At 54.3% G+C, this 20,889-nt stretch carries 18 protein-coding genes; 10 read left to right on the forward strand and 8 right to left on the reverse strand.

The genetic code is table 11. The features are described 5' to 3' along the window. Positions 1-91: 91 nt before the first annotated feature. From yidA to dnaA, 5 genes are all read right to left on the reverse strand, one after another. A complete protein-coding gene (gene yidA / locus QLG08_RS09505) occupies positions 92-901 on the reverse strand; it encodes a sugar-phosphatase (protein WP_013023994.1) in 810 nt (269 codons plus the stop codon). A gap of 191 nt (positions 902-1,092) precedes the next feature. Beyond that, positions 1,093-3,501 (reverse strand): DNA topoisomerase (ATP-hydrolyzing) subunit B, encoded by a 2,409-nt coding sequence (gyrB, locus tag QLG08_RS09510; RefSeq protein WP_014332922.1) that lies wholly within the window; start codon positions 3,499-3,501, stop codon positions 1,093-1,095. 17 nt (positions 3,502-3,518) lie between these two features. Then, the gene (gene recF, locus QLG08_RS09515) at positions 3,519-4,604 is read right to left on the reverse strand and encodes a DNA replication/repair protein RecF (protein ID WP_014332921.1); all 1,086 of its coding nucleotides are present in this window, start codon (positions 4,602-4,604) and stop codon (positions 3,519-3,521) included. A 145-nt stretch (positions 4,605-4,749) separates the two neighbouring features. Further along, on the reverse strand, positions 4,750-5,850 hold the full coding sequence (gene dnaN / locus QLG08_RS09520) for a DNA polymerase III subunit beta (RefSeq protein WP_014332920.1): 1,101 nt from the start codon (positions 5,848-5,850) through the stop codon (positions 4,750-4,752). 4 nt (positions 5,851-5,854) lie between these two features. Then, positions 5,855-7,261, reverse strand: a complete 1,407-nt coding sequence (gene dnaA, locus QLG08_RS09525) for a chromosomal replication initiator protein DnaA (protein WP_014332919.1) — start codon at positions 7,259-7,261, stop codon at positions 5,855-5,857. Positions 7,262-7,857: 596 nt separating this feature from the next. Between dnaA and rpmH the strand changes: the two genes are divergently transcribed. The 7 genes from rpmH (at position 7,858) to QLG08_RS09560 (ending at position 13,443) form a co-directional block, all read left to right on the forward strand. Further along, entirely contained in the window at positions 7,858-7,998 is a 141-nt protein-coding gene (gene rpmH, locus QLG08_RS09530) for a 50S ribosomal protein L34 (protein ID WP_000831330.1), read from the forward strand. 14 nt (positions 7,999-8,012) lie between these two features. Beyond that, positions 8,013-8,372, forward strand: coding sequence for a ribonuclease P protein component (rnpA, locus tag QLG08_RS09535; protein WP_013023999.1), 360 nt, complete (start codon positions 8,013-8,015; stop codon positions 8,370-8,372). Then, the gene (yidD, locus tag QLG08_RS09540; protein WP_014607035.1) at positions 8,336-8,593 is read left to right on the forward strand and encodes a membrane protein insertion efficiency factor YidD; all 258 of its coding nucleotides are present in this window, start codon (positions 8,336-8,338) and stop codon (positions 8,591-8,593) included. The genes rnpA and yidD overlap by 37 nt, the downstream gene beginning before the upstream one ends. 2 nt (positions 8,594-8,595) lie before the next feature. After that, the gene (yidC, locus tag QLG08_RS09545; protein ID WP_013024000.1) at positions 8,596-10,242 is read left to right on the forward strand and encodes a membrane protein insertase YidC; all 1,647 of its coding nucleotides are present in this window, start codon (positions 8,596-8,598) and stop codon (positions 10,240-10,242) included. An 89-nt stretch (positions 10,243-10,331) separates the two neighbouring features. After that, positions 10,332-11,696: a tRNA uridine-5-carboxymethylaminomethyl(34) synthesis GTPase MnmE gene (gene mnmE, locus QLG08_RS09550; protein WP_013024001.1), complete on the forward strand. Its 1,365-nt coding sequence runs from the start codon at positions 10,332-10,334 to the stop codon at positions 11,694-11,696. Between the two features lie 239 nt (positions 11,697-11,935). Next, positions 11,936-12,526 carry a malonic semialdehyde reductase gene (locus tag QLG08_RS09555; RefSeq protein ID WP_014607034.1) on the forward strand — a complete coding sequence of 197 codons (591 nt, stop codon included), beginning with the start codon at positions 11,936-11,938 and terminating at the stop codon, positions 12,524-12,526. A 173-nt stretch (positions 12,527-12,699) separates the two neighbouring features. Further along, positions 12,700-13,443 (forward strand): 4'-phosphopantetheinyl transferase superfamily protein, encoded by a 744-nt coding sequence (locus QLG08_RS09560; RefSeq protein ID WP_015701322.1) that lies wholly within the window; start codon positions 12,700-12,702, stop codon positions 13,441-13,443. A gap of 39 nt (positions 13,444-13,482) precedes the next feature. Here QLG08_RS09560 and QLG08_RS09565 read toward each other — a convergent pair whose 3' ends face one another. Continuing rightward, positions 13,483-14,796, reverse strand: a complete 1,314-nt coding sequence (locus QLG08_RS09565) for an NCS2 family permease (RefSeq protein WP_014607032.1) — start codon at positions 14,794-14,796, stop codon at positions 13,483-13,485. A 149-nt stretch (positions 14,797-14,945) separates the two neighbouring features. On the opposite strand from QLG08_RS09565, the gene yieH reads away from it, so the two are divergent. After that, a complete protein-coding gene (gene yieH, locus QLG08_RS09570) occupies positions 14,946-15,608 on the forward strand; it encodes a 6-phosphogluconate phosphatase (protein WP_014607031.1) in 663 nt (220 codons plus the stop codon). Positions 15,609-15,610: 2 nt separating this feature from the next. On the opposite strand, the gene QLG08_RS09575 is transcribed toward yieH, so the two are convergent. Beyond that, a complete protein-coding gene (locus QLG08_RS09575) occupies positions 15,611-16,606 on the reverse strand; it encodes an acyltransferase (protein WP_072136250.1) in 996 nt (331 codons plus the stop codon). A 281-nt stretch (positions 16,607-16,887) separates the two neighbouring features. Here QLG08_RS09575 and glyQ point away from each other — a divergent pair, with 281 nt between their 5' ends. After that, a complete protein-coding gene (glyQ, locus tag QLG08_RS09580) occupies positions 16,888-17,799 on the forward strand; it encodes a glycine--tRNA ligase subunit alpha (RefSeq protein WP_013024007.1) in 912 nt (303 codons plus the stop codon). Positions 17,800-17,808: 9 nt separating this feature from the next. Then, positions 17,809-19,878, forward strand: a complete 2,070-nt coding sequence (glyS, locus tag QLG08_RS09585; RefSeq protein WP_015701320.1) for a glycine--tRNA ligase subunit beta — start codon at positions 17,809-17,811, stop codon at positions 19,876-19,878. 229 nt (positions 19,879-20,107) lie between these two features. Here glyS and QLG08_RS09590 read toward each other — a convergent pair whose 3' ends face one another. Further along, entirely contained in the window at positions 20,108-20,848 is a 741-nt protein-coding gene (locus tag QLG08_RS09590; RefSeq protein WP_015701319.1) for a MipA/OmpV family protein, read from the reverse strand. Between the last annotated feature and the right edge of the window lie 41 nt (positions 20,849-20,889).

Here is a 20,889-nt window from a genome sequence, read left to right on the forward strand (position 1 = left end):
GTAATATTCAGACAAGTTACGCGCGTATTTACCGATGAAACGGCAGCGTCAGGTGCTTTCACTCGCCGTTTCATCCTGCGTCAGGAAAGAATTAAAGTACCCATTTTTCAATCGCGTGCGCGACGCCATCTTCCCTGTTGGTTTTGGTAATAAACTGGGCAATTTTCTTCACCGACTCAATTGCATTGCCCATCGCCACGCCAGTGCCCGCGTAGTCAATCATGGCCAGATCGTTTTCCTGATCGCCTATCGCCATGACGTCTTCCGCTTTCAGGCCCAGTTTTTCTGCCAGCATTTTTACGCCATAGCCTTTGTTCACCCGGCGATCGAGAATCTCCAGGTAATAAGGCGCACTTTTCAGGATGGTGTAAGTCTGATGCGCCTGCTCAGGCAGTTTTGCAATCGCCGCATCAAGCAGGCCGGGTTTATCAATCATCATCAGTTTCGGGAAACGCGTGGCGGGATCCATCTCTTCTACTGCGCGATAACGTACCGGAATACCGGTCAGGCTGGCTTCGTGAATAGTGAATTCGCTGATGTCTTTGTTTGGCGTATAGAGGTGGGATTTATCAAAGGCCTGAAAATGTACGCCCAGTTCTCGCGCCAGCTTCTCGACATACAAATAATCGTCAAAGCCCAGCGTCACATCCGCCACGACCTCGCCATCTTCGGCCTGATGAACCAGTGCGCCATTATTGCTGATGCAGTACTGTCCGTGAGCCTGCAGATCAAGCTCCTTCAGATAACGCTCAATGCCAACGAAAGGCCTGCCGGTCGCTAACACAATGGACACCCCTTTTTCCCGGGCGCGGTTCAGGGCGGTTTTTACCGCAGGTGTGATCTCATGCTGCGGATTAAGCAGCGTGCCGTCCATATCAATTGCGATCAGTTTTATAGCCATAGCATCCTCGTTGTGTCGGGTTTACTGCAATGCTAGCGCGATTCAGCTCACATTGACCAGTTTGTCGACGCTTTACAGCACGCGTAAACCATTATCGTGTTGCAGCGGGTTCTGCCCCGCGCAGGGCAGTCAGACGTATCGGGCAAAAAAAAACCCTTCCGGTGGGAAGGGTTTTGTCTGTCGCAGGGCGATTAGATATCAATATTTGCAGCTTTCAGCGCATTCTCTTCAATGAAGGCGCGGCGCGGTTCAACCGCGTCACCCATTAACGTGGTGAACAGCTGATCGGCGGCAATCGCATCTTTGATGGTCACGCGTAACATACGGCGGCTGTCCGGATCCATGGTGGTTTCCCACAGCTGCTCTGGGTTCATTTCGCCCAGACCTTTATATCGCTGCACTGACAGGCCGCGACGTGACTCTTTCTCCAGCCAGTCAATCGCCTGTTCAAAACTGCTGACAGGCTGACGGCGTTCGCCACGTTCGATATAGGCATCTTCTTCAAGCAGGCCGCGAAGCTTGCCGCCCAGTGCACAGATCTTGCGGTATTCGCCACCCTGCAGGAACTCGGCATCCAGAGGATAATCCGTGTCCACTCCATGTGTACGAACGCGTAAAACCGGCTCAAAGACATTCTGCTCACGGTTCTCACGCACCTGGGCCAGATAGGTACTGCCGTGCGCCTCGCGTGCTGTCAGGTAGCTAACCAGACCGTTGATCCAACTGGTCACCTGCGCTTCGTTGCTGATATCGCTCAGTGTGTCGTGATAAATCAGCGCACGCAGCATGGCCATCGGATAACGACGCTCCATGCGTTTGATCATCTTCTGAGTGCTGTTGAATTCAGCGACCAGTGTTTCCAGCGGTTCGCCGCCTAGCGCGGGTGCGCTGGCGGTGGTATGCAGCGAGGTACCGTCAAGGGCGATAGCAATCTGGTACTGCAGCATGGCTTCGTCATCCTTGATGTATTGCTCCTGCTTACCTTTTTTCACCTTATACAGCGGCGGCTGCGCGATATACACGTGACCACGCTCGATAATCTCTGGCATCTGACGATAGAAGAAGGTCAACAGCAGTGTACGAATGTGGGAGCCGTCGACGTCCGCATCGGTCATGATGATGATGCTGTGGTAACGCAGTTTATCCGGATTGTATTCATCGCGGCCGATGCCACAGCCCAGCGCGGTAATCAACGTGGCGACTTCCTGAGAAGCCAGCATCTTATCGAAACGCGCCTTCTCAACGTTCAGGATCTTACCTTTCAGCGGCAGAATGGCCTGATTCTTACGGTTGCGGCCTTGCTTGGCAGAACCGCCAGCAGAGTCACCCTCCACCAGGTAAATTTCTGACAGCGCCGGGTCGCGCTCCTGGCAGTCCGCCAGTTTGCCTGGCAGGCCAGCAAGATCCAGAGCGCCTTTACGGCGGGTCATCTCACGGGCACGGCGTGCGGCTTCACGAGCGCGTGCGGCGTCAATAATTTTGCCCACAACGATTTTTGCATCGCCCGGATTTTCCAGCAGATATTCAGCCAGCAGTTCATTCATTTGCTGCTCAACGGCCGATTTCACTTCTGAAGAAACCAGTTTGTCTTTGGTCTGTGAAGAGAATTTCGGGTCCGGCACTTTGACCGACACGACCGCAATCAGACCTTCACGGGCATCGTCACCGGTCGCGCTGACTTTGGCTTTTTTGCTGTAGCCTTCTTTATCCATGTAGGCATTCAGCGTACGCGTCATCGCGGCGCGGAAACCCGCAAGGTGTGTACCGCCGTCGCGCTGTGGAATATTGTTCGTGAAGCAGTAGATGTTCTCCTGGAAGCCGTCATTCCACTGCAGTGCGACTTCCACGCCAATGCCGTCTTTCTCGGTTGAGAAATAGAATACGGTTGGGTGAATAGGCGTTTTGTTTTTATTCAGGTACTCAACAAAGGCGCGGATACCACCTTCGTAGTGAAAGTGGTCGTTTCTTGCATCACGCTTGTCTTCCAGACGAATCGATACGCCAGAGTTCAGGAAGGACAGTTCGCGCAGGCGTTTGGCCAGAATGTCGTATTCGAAATCGGTAACGTTGGTGAAGGTGTCATGGCTTGGCCAGAAACGAATGCGGGTACCGGTTGCATCGGTATCTCCCGTAACCGCCAGCGGCGCTTCAGGTACGCCGTGCAGATAAATCTGCTGGTGCACTTTGCCTTCACGACGAATGGTCAGTTCCAGTTTCTGGGACAGGGCGTTCACAACGGAAACACCTACGCCGTGCAGGCCGCCAGACACTTTATAGGAGTTGTCGTCAAACTTACCGCCAGCGTGCAGCACGGTCATGATAACTTCAGCCGCCGACACACCTTCTTCTTCGTGGATACCGGTAGGAATTCCGCGTCCGTCATCCTGAACGGAAACCGAATTATCGGCATGGATTGTCACGACAATATCTTTACAGTGACCGGCGAGCGCTTCGTCGATTGCGTTATCCACGACCTCGAATACCATGTGATGCAGACCGGTTCCGTCATCGGTATCGCCGATGTACATGCCCGGGCGTTTGCGTACCGCATCAAGCCCTTTCAGGACTTTGATACTTGAAGAGTCATAAGAATTCGACATCAACGTTTCTCGCTCATTTAATCTTTAGGTTGAACCGCTATTTTACCCTGTTCCACGCGGAACATCTTGCCCTTTTCGTCAGTCATGTCGATTACATGCTCTGACGAGATGGCGCTGACAAAAACCTGTGCCTGGGTTGCTTTAAGTCGTTCCGCCAGCAGGCGGCGACGGCTGTCATCCAGTTCAGAAGCAAAGTCATCAATGAGGTAAACACAGCGGCGTCCGCTCTGGCGGGTCAGGAACTCGCCCTGTGCCAGACGCAATGCGCACATCAGCAGTTTAAGCTGACCGCGTGAGAGTAAATCTTCCACCGGCGTGCCCTCGGCACGAATACGAAAATCCGCTTTGTGCGGGCCGCTGGCGGTATAAGTCAGGGCGCGATCGCGTTCGAAGTTGCGCTCAAGCAACTCGGCATAATCGCTTTCTTTGTCCCAGCCGCGCTGGAACGAAAAACGCAGATCACATTCGGGCAGGAACTGTGCACAGGTGGTGACAATTTCGGCCGAGATGGCTGCGCTGTAGTCGGCGCGCCACTGGCTGATTTGCTCCGCCAGCGGCACCAGCTCCTGATCCCAGGGACGAATCTGGCTGTAGCGCGTTACCTGGCGCAACGCCGCATTGCGTTGCTTAAGCAGGCGTCGCAGATTGCTCCAGGCATTAAAAAAACCGGGTGTGTTATGAAAGCAGCCCCAGTCGACATAGGCTCTACGATATTTGGGACCGCCGTTGAGTAAGGTAAAACCTTCCGGCGTGATCAACTGCATTGGCAGCAACTGTGCCAGCTCAGCGACTTTGTGGCCATCGCTGCCATCAATACGCACTTTGCTTTCGCCAGCGCGATTTTTACTGAGCCCGACCGAAAACTCACGTTCCTGGCCTTCCAGCCTGCCGTGCAGCACAAATGCAGCCTGATCGTGGCGAATTACCCGGCCGGCCTGCAAACTGCGGAAAGCACGGCCGTGACCCAGTGTGTAAATCGCCTCCAGCACGCTGGTTTTACCGCTACCATTCGCCCCTACCAGAAAGTTAAATCCTGGCGCTAACGCTAAGTCGGCCTGTTCAATATTACGAAAATCTTTTATCAGCAGGCGGGTTAAAGCCATGAATCAATCCAGCGTGAAGGGCAAATGAGGTTTATCGAATCTCAGTGAGTAAGGACGTCAACGGCACCGCACCTTTTCGCACGGGCAGTGCGCCTGACGCATACAGCGTACGTGACAGGTGCACTGCCCGAATAAAGCCCGTGTGCTACAGACGCATCGGCATGACGACATAGGCCGCTGCCGGACTCACCACATCTTCAATCTGCACGCTCGAAACGGAATCCGTCAGCAGCAGGCGGACATTCTCGCACTTAAGTGCATTCAGCACATCCAGTACGTAACTGACGTTGAAGCCGATTTCCAGCTCGCTGCCGGTATAGCTGACATCCAGCATCTCTTCCGCTTCTTCCTGCTCAGGATTATTAGCGGTAATTTTTAGCTGATTTTCGGTGATATGGAGACGAACACCGCGGAATTTCTCATTAGAGAGGATCGCCGCACGGGCAAAAGCCTGCTTGAGCAGATCGCAGCCTGCTTCCAGCGCTTTATCCGGATTTTTTGGCAGCACCCGACGATAATCCGGGAAGCGACCATCCACCAGCTTAGAGGTAAAAATATAGTCGCCAACGTGCGCGCGGATGTTGCTGCTGCCAATCTGCACCTGAAGCGGTGTATCACCGCCGTCCAGCAGGCGTAACAGCTCGATAACCCCTTTACGCGGCACAATGACTGAATGGCTGGGAAGCGCCTGGCCAATGGGCATGGAGCAGACCGCCAGACGGTGACCGTCGGTGGCGACCGTACGCAGCTCTTCGCCTTCCGTCTCAAACATCATGCCGTTCAGGTAGTAGCGTACGTCCTGATGGGCCATAGAGAACTGCGTGGCTTCGATCAGGCGTTTTAGCGTGGCCTGAGGCAGGGTGAATTCCACCTCGTTCTGCCAGTCATCCAGATTTGGGAAGTCGCTGGCGGGCAGGGTAGAGAGCGAAAAACGGCTACGGCCGGAACGCACTAACATGCGCTCGCCTTCCAGCGTCACGTTTATCTCCGCCCCTTCCGGCAGGCCACGGCAAATATCCAGGAATTTGCGTGCCGGAACGGTCGTCGCACCCGTCTCGTGCGGCTGGGTTAAGGCAACCCGTGCAACCATTTCCATTTCCAAATCGGTGCCGGTCAGTAACAACGATCCTTCATTAACCTGCATCAGCAGATTGCCGAGGATAGGCAACGTCGGGCGACCGCCTAGCGGACCGCTGACTTGCTGCAGCGGCTTTAGCAACTGTTCACGTTCAACAATAAATTTCATAGCGTCACGAAGATAATGTTCTGATGAGATTTGAGAAATCTTCTTTGATGTCGTGGCTTTCTTCACGCAGTTGCTCAATCTTACGGCAAGCGTGAAGTACCGTGGTATGGTCGCGACCACCAAAAGCGTCGCCGATCTCCGGCAAACTGTGGTTAGTCAGCTCTTTAGCCATCGCCATCGCCATTTGACGCGGACGCGCTACCGAGCGCGAGCGGCGCTTAGAAAGCAGGTCAGCGACTTTAATTTTGTAGTACTCAGCAACGGTCTTCTGAATATTATCAATAGTGACCAGCTTCTCCTGCAGGGCCAGCAGATCCCGCAGTGCTTCACGAACGAAGTCGATGGTAATTGCCCGGCCGGTAAAGTTGGCGTTGGCAATAACCCTGTTCAATGCCCCTTCCAGCTCACGGACGTTAGAGCGTAAACGCTTGGCAATAAAGAAAGCCACTTCGCCCGGCAGGCGGATATCGTTTTCATCCGCCTTTTTCATCAGGATCGCAACGCGTGTTTCCAGTTCCGGCGGCTCGATCGCCACCGTTAAGCCCCAGCCAAATCGCGACTTCAGACGATCTTCAACACCGTTGATCTCTTTTGGATAACGATCCGAGGTCAGGATGATCTGCTGATTGCCTTCTAACAGCGCATTAAAGGTGTGGAAAAACTCTTCCTGAGAACGCTCTTTGTTGGCAAAGAACTGAATGTCATCGATCAGCAGGGCGTCAACCGAACGGTAATAGCGCTTAAACTCTTCTATAGCATTATTTTGCAGCGCTTTAACCATGTCCTGCACAAAGCGCTCAGAGTGCATATAAACCACTTTGGCATTGGGTTTACGCGCAATAATGCCGTTGCCGACTGCATGCAACAGGTGGGTTTTCCCCAGGCCCGTACCGCCATAAAGAAACAGTGGGTTGTAGGCGCCGCCAGGGTTATCAGCCACCTGACGTGCCGCCGCGCGTGCCAGCTGGTTCGATTTACCTTCAACAAAGTTATCGAAGTTATGACGATTATTAACGTTAGAGCGATAAGTGACATCCGCAGGCGCAGGGACGTTGTCCCAGCTTGGGCGGACAATTTGTGCCGGTGCCGGACGGTTTTGAACCGGTGCAGCCGGCGCGCTGACGCTGGCCATCGCTGGCTGACTGACCGCTGCGGCTTGTTGAACCGGGCGCGTGCCCACCTCAAAACGCAACAGAGGTACATTCGCACCGCAGAACTCATTCAGTAGTGCATTGATGCTGTTGAGGTATTTATCCCGAACCCAGTCGAGTACGAAGCGGTTAGGAGCATATAAGGCAAGCGTATTGTCGTTTAATTCAGCCTGAAGTGGACGGATCCACATGCTGAATTCGGTGGCAGGAAGCTCATCCTGCAAACGGGCAAGACACTGTTGCCAAAGCGTAAGTGACACGGCGGACTCCACTCGTACAAATTCGATAAGAAAAGTAGGTGCTAATCTAAGAAACGTTCATTTTGACACAGACGAAAGAAAGCGCCTGCGACCGCTATCAGCGGTTTTCCATCCTGCAATCATTAGAGGATCGTCAGAGGAAGGGCGGATCATAGCGCAAAGCGCGACAGAGATCTTCCCTTTCTACACAGTTTTTATCCTTTTTATCCACAGGACATGAACGCGAAGGAAAGTCTACGCCTGTGGCAGAAAAAACCACCTGGGATCGCGCTGAATGATTCAATTTTTCGGACGATCTCTCGTTTTTGTCTGCGCCTGCGGCAGATCGATCGCAATAAGATCCTGCGCGATCCTTGCGCTTTAACGCAGACCCCGTATAATTCTTCCCCCGGCGTTGTCGCGTAAAGCTCAATGCCCGGACTCAGCGGGCTGTATCCGGGTTATCTGGTACCGCGACAAGCGAAGTAAATTGACTCGGGACTGTACAATTATTACAATCCCGCCTCTTTATTAAAGACACATTGAGGCGTCGGTCTGTTTTTTGGTCCGGAAACGCGTCACCCAGTGAAAATTTTCAAGTTTAGGTAGAAATCGCCATGAAACGCACTTTTCAACCGTCCGTACTGAAGCGCAACCGTTCACACGGCTTCCGTGCTCGTATGGCTACTAAAAATGGTCGTCAGGTTCTGGCACGTCGTCGTGCTAAAGGCCGCGCTCGTCTGACCGTTTCTAAGTAATAAAGCTAACCCTGATGGGTAAGCTCGCATTTCCCAGGGAGTTACGTTTGTTAACTCCCACTCATTTCACTTTCGTCTTTCAGCAGCCACAACGGGCTGGCACGCCGCAAATTACTATTCTCGGCCGCCTTAACGCGCTGGGGTATCCCCGCATCGGTCTGACCGTCGCGAAAAAACATGTGAAACGCGCTCACGAACGCAACCGGATCAAGCGATTGACCCGCGAAAGCTTTCGCCTGCGTCAACATGAATTGCCGTCGATGGACTTTGTGGTGGTTGCGAAGAAGGGTGTTGCCGATCTCGATAACCGTATGTTGGCGGAAGCGTTGGAGAAATTATGGCGTCGTCACTGTCGCCTGGCGCGCGGTTCCTGATCGTCCTGATACGCGTCTATCAACGCGGCATCAGTCCATTACTGGGGCCACACTGTCGGTTTCATCCGACCTGCTCTCAATACGGAATTGAGGCCTTGCGCAGGTTTGGGTTGATAAAAGGCAGTTGGTTGACTTTAAAACGCGTATTAAAATGCCACCCTTTGAACCCGGGTGGTGACGATCCTGTGCCGCCAAAAACCTTTGATACCAGAGAACATTAACGATGGATTCGCAACGCAATCTCTTTCTCATCGCTTTTCTGTTCGTGTCTTTCATGATCTGGCAAGCCTGGCAGACGGACCATGCTCCGAAGCCTTTGCAGACCCAGACCACGCAGAACACAAACAGTGCAGCCGGTGATGCTGCAGGCCAGGGTGTACCGGCCAGCGGCCAGGGTAAAACGATCACCGTTAAGACTGATGTCCTGTCATTAACGATCAACACCCGCGGTGGCGATGTTGACCAGGCTCAACTGCTGACTTACCCGGATAAGTTGGGTTCTGACAAGCCGTTTGAGCTGCTGGAAACCACACCGTCGTTTGTTTACCAGGCGCAAAGTGGTTTAACCGGCCGTAATGGTCCGGACAACCCGAATAATGGTGCGCGTCCGCTGTATAACACGGCTCAGGATCACTTCGAACTGGCTGAGGGTCAGAGCGAACTGCGTGTTCCGATGACGTTCACCGCTGAAAACGGCGTTGTTTACACCAAGACATTCGTGTTCAAGCGTGGCGACTATGCGGTTAACGTTGACTACAACATTAACAATACCAGCCAGCAGCCGCTGGAATTGTCGATGTTTGGTCAGTTAAAACAGACGATCGATTTGCCTAAGCACCGTGATACCGGCAGCAACAACTTTGCGTTGCACACCTTCCGCGGAACGGCTTACTCCACCAGCGAATCGAAATACGAAAAGATTAAGTTCGATACCATCGCCGATAACGAAAACCTCAATACCACCACCAGCAATGGCTGGGTGGCAATGTTGCAGCAGTATTTCGCGACCGCATGGGTACCGCGCACACAGGGGACAAACACGCTTTATACCAGCAATCTGGGTAATGGCGTTGCTGCAATCGGCTATAAATCTGCGCCGGTAACCGTCGCACCAGGTGCGCAACAGACGCTGGATGCCACGCTGTGGGTAGGGCCGGAAATCCAGGACAAGATGGCCGCGATTGCGCCTCACCTTGACCTGACGGTTGACTACGGTTGGTTATGGTTCATCTCTCAGCCACTGTTTAAACTGTTGAAGTTCATTCACAGCTTTATCGGTAACTGGGGCTTCTCCATCATCATTATCACGTTCATCGTGCGTGGCATCATGTACCCGCTGACAAAAGCGCAGTACACCTCGATGGCGAAAATGCGCATGCTGCAGCCGAAGATTCAGGCGATGCGTGAGCGTTTAGGTGACGATAAGCAGAAGCAGAGCCAGGAGATGATGGCGCTGTATAAGGCAGAAAAAGTGAATCCGCTGGGTGGCTGCTTGCCGCTGGTCATTCAGATGCCTATCTTCCTTGCCCTGTACTACATGCTGTCTGGCTCGGTAGAACTGCGTCATGCGCCGTTTATATTGTGGATACACGATCTGTCAGCACAGGATCCGTACTATATCCTGCCGATTCTGATGGGTATCACCATGTTCTTCATTCAGAAGATGTCACCAACCACCGTGACCGATCCGATGCAGCAGAAGATCATGACGTACATGCCTGTGATTTTCACCGTGTTCTTCCTGTGGTTCCCGTCAGGTCTGGTGCTGTACTACATCGTCAGTAACCTGGTAACCATTCTCCAGCAGCAGCTGATTTATCGCGGCCTGGAAAAACGTGGCTTACACAGTCGCGACAAGAAGAAAGCGTAAGACCGTCGCGGGAGGTTTCCCGCGATAAATACGGTTATGCTCAGGCGGTCAAAGCGACCGCCTTTGTTTTTTGTAGTGAGAGAGAATTTATGAGCCATAGCGATACCATTGTTGCTCAGGCAACCCCGCCCGGACGGGGCGGCGTTGGCATTTTGCGCATTTCCGGTCCGCGAGCCGCAGAGGTTGCCCAGCAGATACTGGGTAAACTGCCCAAACCGCGTTACGCCGACTATTTATCGTTTAACGATAGTGACGGTAGCGTGCTGGATCAGGGAATCGCGCTATGGTTTCCCGGCCCTCACTCTTTTACCGGTGAAGACGTGCTGGAGTTACAGGGCCACGGCGGCCCGGTGATTCTGGATCTGCTGCTGAAACGTATTGTGGCGCTGCCCGGCCTGCGCATTGCCCAACCGGGCGAATTCTCTGAGCGTGCTTTCCTTAACGATAAACTCGATTTAGCCCAGGCAGAAGCGATTGCCGACCTGATTGATGCCAGCTCAGAACAGGCGGCACGCTCGGCGGTCAACTCGCTGCAGGGAGCCTTCTCTGTTCGCATTAATCATCTTGTAGAAGCCCTGACGCACCTGCGTATCTATGTTGAGGCGGCCATTGATTTCCCCGATGAGGAGATCGATTTTCTGTCTGACGGCAAAATCGAAGGGCAGTTGAATACGGTCATCAGCGATCTTGATGCCGTGCGTGCCGAAGCCAAACAGGGCAGCCTGTTGCGCGAAGGCATGAAGGTGGTGATTGCCGGCCGCCCCAACGCAGGAAAATCCAGCCTGCTGAATGCGCTTGCCGGTCGTGAGGCGGCCATCGTGACGGATATTGCCGGCACAACGCGCGATGTGCTGCGTGAGCATATTCATATTGACGGTATGCCGTTGCATATCATTGATACCGCAGGGTTGCGTGAGGCCAGCGATGAAGTGGAACGTATTGGTATTGAACGCGCCTGGCATGAAATCGAACAGGCCGACAGGGTGCTTTTTATGGTGGACGGCACAACGACGGACGCAACCGAGCCCGCGGAGATCTGGCCGGATTTTGTCGCGCGTCTCCCGCCTCAGTTGCCGATTACCGTCGTACGCAATAAGGCGGACATCACCGGTGAAGCACGGGGACTGACCAACGCGAATGGCCACGCGCTCATCAGGCTGTCAGCCCGAACCAGCGAAGGCCTGGATACACTGCGTGACCATCTGAAACAGACCATGGGCTTTGCCGATAATATGGAAGGCGGTTTCCTGGCTCGTCGCCGCCATTTGCAGGCACTGGAGCTTGCCGCTACGCATCTTGAACAGGGCAAATCCCAACTGTTGGGTGCCTGGGCTGGCGAGTTGCTGGCAGAAGAACTGCGTCTTGCGCAGCAGGCGCTTAGCGAAATCACTGGTGAATTTACGTCAGACGATTTGCTGGGGCGAATTTTCTCCAGTTTCTGTATCGGCAAATAACACTGCACATGGCCCGTAAGCGGCCCGGTAAAACGAAGCCGTCGCCGTTTACGGGCCAACGCGTCATGTGTTGCTTATTGGTTGTTGTGGCGTAGATTATTGTAGGGTTGGATGTTATGAAGCCGTATTTTCAGCTGGACGTCGACAAGCACATCACGCAATGAGACGGGCTGAAACGCATCCAAAAACGTGAACTCACCGTATAGGTCGAATACTGGATGTTTTCCCTGGAGAGTTATATGACTACATCGCTTGATAATGCAGCGCTAGACACCCTTTTTTACCACGCCCGCACCCATAATCACTGGCAGCAAAAACCGGTCGAACAGGCCCTGCTGGAACAGCTCTACCAGCTCGTTGCCCTGGCCCCAACTTCAGCAAACTGCTCCCCGGGACGCTTCGTTTTTGTCACCTCAGCCGAGGGGAAAGAAAAGCTGAAACCGGCGCTGGCGTCCGGCAATCTTGAGAAAACAATGAGCGCACCGGTCACCGTTATTATTGCCTGGGACAGCGAGTTTTATCAGCATCTGACGATGCTGTTTCAACATGCCGATGCGCGTAACTGGTTTACTAACACGCCAGATTTAGTCAAAGAGACGGCGTTTCGCAACAGTAGCTTACAGGCAGGCTATCTAATTCTGGCAGCCCGAGCGCTGGGGCTGGATGCGGGACCCATGTCGGGCTTCGATCCGCTAAAAGTTAACGATGCCTTTTTTGCCGATACCACCTGGCAGGCGAATCTGTTAATTAATCTGGGCTATGGCATCCCGGATAAACTTCCTCCCCGTTTGCCCCGCTTGAGTCTTGAGCAAGCCTGCCAGTTCGTCTGATATCCCAGCGCGTTACGACTTTTTCGTAACGCCCGTTTCTGCTGGTGACTTCTGCCTGTAGTGAGGGCTCCAGCCTGCTGCTTTTCTGAAAAAAGGGCAAGCTGTATGCGGTAGCCTGAGAAAGCGCTTATAATGGGGTTGATGATTATTTGACCATTTTCATGGAGAGACAGATGGCGGGTCATTTTGTTCGTTGGACAGGCAATCCCGGGCAGTTGGTGGCTGATAGCGCCATCCCGCAGGACATCATCGACAGCGCGCAGCATCTTGCGGATAAACGTCGAGGGCGATTTCTGGCGGCCCGTATCTTGCTGGCACAGCTCATGCAGCGTATTTACGGCCTTCATCGTCTTCCGCCCATCGTTAAGCGTCATAACGGCCGCCCGGCCTTTGCGGATCGCGATCTTCCTGACTTCAATATTGCCTACGCGGGGAATACCGTGGGCGTCCTGCTGGCTGAAGAGCGCAGTCAGGTCGGCCTGGATATGGATATCGTGCGGGCACACAGTCGTCAGACGCAGGCGCTGATGGTGCAGGGGTTAAGTTCAGGAGAAATCGCCTGGATCAATGCTCAGCAAGATGTGCCTGAGGCCGTGACGCAGATCTGGACGCTGCGCCACAGCGTAATGAAACTGCAGGGCGCAGGTGAAGAAGGGCTGCGTTCGCTACAGCTATTGCCCGGCGCCGGGCGCCTGCGTACAACGCTGCCCACCGACCTGCAGATTCTGTGCGATGCGGAGCCCACGCTGGTGTGGTCCTGTGCTTTATCACCCCATGTGCGGCGCCTGTACTTATGGGAAATCACCGGCGGCGGCCAGTGGTCTGCACTGCGTGATATCGCGTTAGATAAGCCGGATGACGGGACAAAAATGATGCGTCTGACGACGCTGCATGGACGCGCGCTGGCCTCATACTGACCCAGTAACAGGCCGCCAGCGCACGACTTCCCAGGGCGCTCAGTGTGCGTCGATAAACGCGATTTTAAGCACAAACAGTAACGCGACAATCACCACGCAGGGGCTGATTTCACGCCAGCGCCCGGTGCCAAGTTTCATGACACAGTAAGCAATAAAGCCCAGCGCGATGCCTTCCGTAATGGAGAAGCTAAACGGCATCATCGCGGCCGTAACAAAAGCGGGAACGGCCTCCGTCAGATCGTCCCATTTAACCCGCGACAGGCTGGCGGTCATCAGCACGCCAACGTAGATCAGCGCGCCCGCTGCGGCATAGGCCGGAACCATGGCTGCCAGCGGTGATAAAAATGTGACCAGCAGGAACAGAAGGCCGGTGACGACCGCCATCAGTCCGGTACGACCACCAACGGCGACGCCAGACGTACTTTCAATATAGGCCGTAACGGAAGAGGTCCCTGCCAGCGCGCCAGTAACGGAACTGATGCTGTCGACATAGAGCGCCTGTTTCATCCGTGGGAAAGTCCCTTTTTCATCGACCAGGCCGGCTTTATCGGTGACGCCAATCAGCGTACCTGATGAGTCAAACAGATTGACCAGCATAAAAGAGAAGATGATGCCGGCCATGCCAATATTGAACGCGCCTTTGATATCGACCTGACCGACCACAGAGGTGATGGACGGAGGCGCAGAGAACAGACCCACAAACTTCACGTCGCCCAGCATCCAGCCAATCGCCGTGGTGACGATCATCGAAATCAGCACGGCGGCGTGAATATTGCGTGACGCCAGAATGGCGATAATAAAGAAACCCAGAGCACCCAGCAGCACGTTATGCGAGCTGAGGTTGCCCACAGTGACCAGCGTATCCGGGTTGGCCACAATGATGCCGGCGTTTTTCAGGCCCATCATGGCAATAAACAGGCCAATACCGGCGGTAATGCCCACGCGCAGGCTAAGTGGAATATTGGCGATCATCCAGTAGCGAATACGCAGCAGCGTCAGGATAAGCAACCCCAGCGCGCCCCAAAAGATGGCGCCCATACCGACCTGCCACGAGTAACCCATAGCACCCACGACGACGAAGGCAAAAAAGGCATTGAGGCCCATTGCCGGTGCCAGTGCGACCGGAAGATTGGCGAACAGGCCCATCAGGATGCTGCCGAATGCGGCAATAAGACAGGTCGTTACGAACACCGCCTGGGCGTTCATCCCTGCCACACCCAAAATTTGTGGGTTTACAAAAACGATGTATACCATGGTTAAAAACGTGGTAACGCCAGCAATGACCTCGGTACGAACCGTTGTACCGTGTTCCTGCAATTTAAATACGCGCTGAAAAAGGCTTTGTTTGTTCATGCCGTTTATCCGGAAGAAAATTTCACCGGCGCGTATCCTGGCGATTTTGCCCGGGCAATACAATGATTTTTCGCAACCGATTGCCATTATCACAACGCGTCAGGCTTAGGGTAGAGTGTAGGGGCACCCAACTAAAAGGATGGAGTCAGATGTCAGCAGAATGCGTCTTTTTCGATTGTGATGGTACCCTGGTAGACAGCGAAGTGCTTTGTACACGCGCTTACGTCACCACCTTTGCCCGTTACGGTATAACGCTCTCCCTGCAGGAGATGTTCGAAAAGTACAAAGGGGTGAAACTGTATGACATCATCCGTGACGTTAGCGAGTCGCATGGGGTCAGATTACCGCTGGACGAACTTGAACCCGCCTACCGGAGTGAAGTTGCCCGACTTTTCGATCTGGAGTTGAAGCCGATAGCCGGGGCGAAAGCGTTGGTGGCGCAGATGAACGTCCCGGTGTGCGTGGTATCCAACGGTACGGTCAAGAAGATGCAGCACTCGCTGGGATTAACCGGCATGCTGGACTACTTTGCCGAGCGCCTTTACAGCGGTTACGACATTGGTCACTGGAAACCCGAGCCTGAGCTGATGTTTCACGCCGCAGAGCAAATGCGAGTACCTGTTGAGCGTTGTATTTTAGTGGATGATTCTGAAGCGGGCGCGCGGGCCGGAATCGCCGCTGGCATGCCAGTGTTCTACTACTGTGCCGACGCGCACAACCCGGAACTGGATCACCCGCTGGTCACGGTGTTTACGGATATGGCGGCGCTGCCTGAACTGTGGCGTGCGCGGGGCTGGAACCTGACAACCTAGCCTCAGGTTACCCAGTGGCGCCTGTCCAGCCGACTGAGCAGCATCGCCAGAAGCAGGCTGCCTGCCAGGGTGACCATAAAGACGGCGGGCAGATCCAACCAGGGACGCGTCATATCGTCATAGTGATTTGTACGGATGAAATGGATAAACAGCGCGTGAAAACCGTAGATGGGCAGCGAGTAACGCGAAATCGTCGCCAGGCCAGGCAGAGTGCGTTGATTAAAGGCATTTTTGAACACCAGCAGGGCGCTGATGGCCGCAATAAACACCAGCGGTCCACAATAGAGATACCAGGTATCGTTAAATGCGCCGTTGACGATTAATGCCCGTTTGGTGCCCAGCATAATACCGGTCACGCAGGCCAGGAAGGCCACGACTGCCAGCGCAGTCACGCCGCGCCTGTCTGTTTCCATGGTGCCGATAGCGCGCCCCAACAGCGCGTAGAGCAGGTAATAAATACTGTCTCCGCTCAGATAGAGGTTGATCGGTAACCAGTGAAACCGCCCCCATGACTGATCCATGGTATTGGGATTAGCCAGCACCGCCACAACCAGCACCAGCACCGCCACATAGCGGGGGCGCACGCGTTTCACCTGAATTAAGGGCGACAGCAGGTAAATGCCGATCAGCGCGAAGAAAAACCACAGATGATAAAACACCGGTTTCTGTAGCATTTTCAATATTGAACGGCCTTCACCGATGGGCGTTAGCAGGCTGATATAGACCAGCGCGACGGCGCTGTAAAACAGCAGGCATCCGACGAGTCGCCATAGATGACGGGGTTGTGCGCTGCGTTCGCCAAAGAACAGGTAGCCGGAAATCATAAAAAACAGCGGCACACAGATGCGTGACGTTGAGTTGAGCAGGTTGGCGATGTCCCACCAGTGACCTTTTATCGCCATCGGCCCGGCCAGATACCAGGTGGTGGTATGGATGACGATGACCATCAGGCAGGCAACTGCCCGCAAATTATCTATCCAGTAAATCTTTTGCGACATGGTTTCCTCTGGCGCAGTGCGTCCCGGTGCAAAGCGTAGCCAGTCGCGTTGCAGTCAACAAGCGCGCCGACAGGGATTCAGAACCCTCTGTGCGCAAGATCGCATGAAAAAAGCCAAACGGCACAGGTTAATTTTGCCGTTCAGCATCGCTGTGGCGCTGAACGTCATCCTAAAATCCACTCTCCAGGCTGCGCGGCAGGATTTCCGGCTGCACATCGCGCGGTCAAAGGGTATACTGTCGCACTCTTTTTTTATCTAGCCGAACCGCGTGCGAACTCATCATGCAAAAGTTTGATACCAAGACCTTTCAGGGCCTGATCCTGACATTGCAGGATTACTGGGCGCGCCAGGGCTGCACCATTGTTCAACCACTGGACATGGAAGTGGGCGCTGGTACTTCACACCCAATGACCTGCCTGCGCGCACTTGGCCCGGAGCCGATTGCCGCCGCCTATGTGCAGCCGTCCCGCCGTCCTACCGACGGCCGCTACGGCGAAAACCCGAACCGCTTACAGCACTATTACCAGTTTCAGGTGATCATCAAGCCATCGCCGGACAACATTCAGGAGCTGTACCTTGGGTCGCTGAAAGAGCTGGGTATGGATCCCACGGTGCACGATATTCGCTTTGTCGAAGATAACTGGGAAAACCCTACGCTGGGTGCCTGGGGACTCGGCTGGGAAGTGTGGCTTAACGGCATGGAAGTGACGCAGTTTACCTATTTTCAGCAGGTAGGTGGCCTGGAGTGCAAACCGGTTACCGGTGAGATCACCTACGGTCTTGAGCGCCTCGCGATGTACATCCAGGGCGTTGACAGCGTTTACGATCTGGTCTGGAGCGACGGTCCGTTAGGTAAAACAACCTACGGCGACGTGTTCCACCAGAACGAAGTCGAGCAGTCTACCTACAACTTTGAATACGCCGACGTGGATTTTCTCTTCACCTGTTTTGAGCAGTATGAGAAAGAAGCGCAGCAGCTGCTGGCGTTGGAAAAACCTCTTCCGCTGCCTGCTTACGAGCGCATTCTGAAAGCCGCACACAGCTTTAACCTGCTGGACGCGCGTAAAGCGATCTCGGTGACGGAGCGTCAGCGCTACATTCTGCGTATCCGCACCCTGACTAAAGCCGTGGCTGAAGCCTATTACGCTTCTCGCGAAGCGCTGGGCTTCCCGATGTGCAATAACAAAAAGTAAGAGGCAGCCATGACTGACAAAACGTTCCTGGTGGAAATCGGCACCGAAGAGCTGCCACCGAAAGCATTACGCAGCCTGGCGGAAGCCTTTGCTGCTCAGGTGACTGCCGAGCTGGATGCGGCTAATCTGAACCATGGCGAGGTAAGCTGGTTTGCTGCCCCGCGCCGTCTGGCGTTGAAAATCGCCAGCCTGAGTGCCTCCCAGCCCGATCGTGAAGTAGAAAAGCGCGGGCCTGCGGTCGCGGCGGCCTTCGATGCAGAAGGCAATGCCACTAAAGCAGCGGAAGGCTGGGCACGTGGTAACGGTATTACGGTTGAGCAGGCTGAACGCCTGAGCACCGACAAAGGCGAATGGCTGGTTTATCGTGCCCAGGTTAAAGGTGAGGCTGCTCAGGCATTGCTGCCAGGAATGGTTGCCACTGCTCTGAGTAAACTGCCAGTACCTAAACTGATGCGCTGGGGCGACAGCGACGTGCAGTTTGTGCGTCCGGTGCATACCGTCACCCTGCTGCTGGGCGATGAACTGATTCCCGCCACGATCCTTGGCATTAAGTCAGATCGCGTTATTCGTGGTCACCGCTTCATGGGCGAAAGTGAGATCACGCTGGAGAACGCCGATCAGTATCCGGATGTGCTTGAAAAGCGCGGTCAGGTCATTGCTGACTATCAGGTTCGCAAGGCCATGATTAAAGCCGATGCAGAAGCCGCGGCGCGTCGTTTAGGTGGGGTCGCTGACCTCAGCGACAGCCTGCTGGAAGAGGTGACGTCGCTGGTGGAATGGCCGGTCGTATTGACCGCCACCTTTGAGGAAAAATTCCTTAAGGTGCCGTCTGAAGCGCTGGTTTACACCATGAAAGGCGATCAGAAGTACTTCCCGGTTTATGATGCGGAAGGCAACCTGCTACCAAACTTCATTTTTGTGACCAACATTGAGTCCAGCGATCCGCAGCAGATCATTTCCGGTAATGAGAAGGTTGTACGCCCGCGTCTGGCGGATGCCGAATTCTTTTTTGATACCGACCGCAAAAAGCGCCTTGAAGATCACCTGCCGCGCCTCGAAACCGTGCTGTTCCAGAAAGAGCTGGGTTCGCTGCGTGACAAAACCGATCGTATTCAGGCCCTTGCCGGTTGGGTCGCCGCGCAGATTGGTGCTGATGTGAATCACGCCACGCGCGCGGGCCTGCTGTCCAAATGCGACCTGATGACCAATATGGTGTTTGAGTTCACCGACACGCAAGGCGTGATGGGCATGCACTATGCGCGTCATGACGGCGAAGCCGAAGATGTTGCGGTGGCGCTGAACGAGCAGTACCAGCCGCGTTTCGCAGGGGACGATTTGCCGTCCAGCCCGGTTGCCTGTGCGCTGGCGATTGCCGATAAAATGGACACGCTGGCCGGGATTTTTGGTATTGGTCAGCATCCAAAGGGCGATAAAGATCCCTTTGCACTGCGTCGTGCCGCGCTGGGCGTGCTGCGCATTATCGTAGAAAAAAATCTGCCACTCGATCTGCAAACGCTGACCGAAGAAGCCGTGCGCCTGTATGGCAGCAAGCTGAGCAATGCCAATGCGGTTAATGACGTCATCGACTTTATGTTGGGTCGCTTCCGCAGCTGGTATCAGGAAGAAGGCCACAGCATTGATACGCTGCAGGCTGTACTGGCACGTCGTCCAACCCGTCCGGCCGACTTTGATGCCCGCATGAAGGCGGTCTCACACTTCCGCACGCTGGATGAGGCTGCCGCGCTGGCCGCTGCCAATAAGCGCGTCTCTAACATTCTGGCTAAATCGACCGAACCGCTGAATGACAGCGTGCAGGCGTCGTTGTTAAAAGAGAATGAAGAGATTCAGCTGGCCACCTTCGTGACCGCTCTGAGCAGTAAACTGCAGCCTTACTTTGCAGAAGGTCGCTATCAGGATGCGTTAATTGAGCTGGCGCAGCTGCGCGAAGCCGTAGACAACTTCTTCGATAAAGTGATGGTTAATGCGGAAGACAAGGCGGTGCGGATTAACCGTCTGACGCTGCTGTCGAAACTGCGCGAACTGTTCCTGCAGGTCGCTGATATTTCGCTACTGCAGTAACCGGCCTCGACGACGTTGAAAAGGGACGAGAAATCGTCCCTTTTTTATTCTGTGTGTCCCGTCTTGAATAATCGAGGTACGTTGCCCATCGACAGGGCGATATGTGAAATCTCATCTGTAGAGCATGTTTATATTCAGGCGCTGCAGCCGGTTACCGGCACAGGCGGCGCTATCCGCGAGTCTATCTCAAGCCGCCAGGCATCGTGGCGGCACAGCCCGAATGCCCGCTTTAAAATGTCCAGGTAACGCCTGAAGAAAGCGTCCAGTAATACTGTTGATCCGTCATCGGACTGTCGCGAAGTGCGCCAGTCAGGAAGGTGACTTTGGGCTGAAGATAAATATGCAACGGCGTAACCGGGTGCCAGTCAAACGCCAAAGCAAGCCACGGCGTAATGCCCTGATGACGCCAGGAAGGTAAACCGCTGCGCTCGGATTCCTGAGCGTTCACGCCGTAGTAATAGCTTGCCTGCTGCTTATTCAGCCAGTCCACCCCAACCTGCGGATAAACGTCCAACTGCATGAACGACACCTGGCCCGCCCATGCGACGGTTCCCAGTAATCCCCGGCTTTCATTCAGCGTATCCGCAGAGAGTTCCGTTCTGAAAGCACCTACGGGGGTTATCTTTTGATAGCTGATGCCGCCCATCATGGTGCTGTGGCGGATGTCTAGCTGTCGAAGCGCCGGGTCAGATGACTGGCCGGGATCGAACTCGTTATCCAGATACCACCAGCGCGCCTTTAGCTGTGTGGTGTCATCTTTGATCAAATAGGCGCCGACTTCGGTGCCGTCAATATAGACATGGTTGTTGTCATATCCTACATAAGGCAGACCTGAAAACTGCGTTTTGTACTGGCGATAAGGCGTAAAGTTCGCCTCGCCCTGGGCGCCCAGCGTCAGCCCCTCAGCCCAGGCCTGTGTGATATTACCGACCAGGAGGCAGCACAAGGCCATTCTGAAGTGTGATCGCATGATAGTGATTTGTCCGGTTTTCGTCTGTCTGAGGCAGTGGG

Source organism: Pantoea sp. V106_11, assembly GCF_029967885.1.
Taxonomy (GTDB): Bacteria; Pseudomonadota; Gammaproteobacteria; order Enterobacterales; family Enterobacteriaceae; genus Pantoea; species Pantoea ananatis.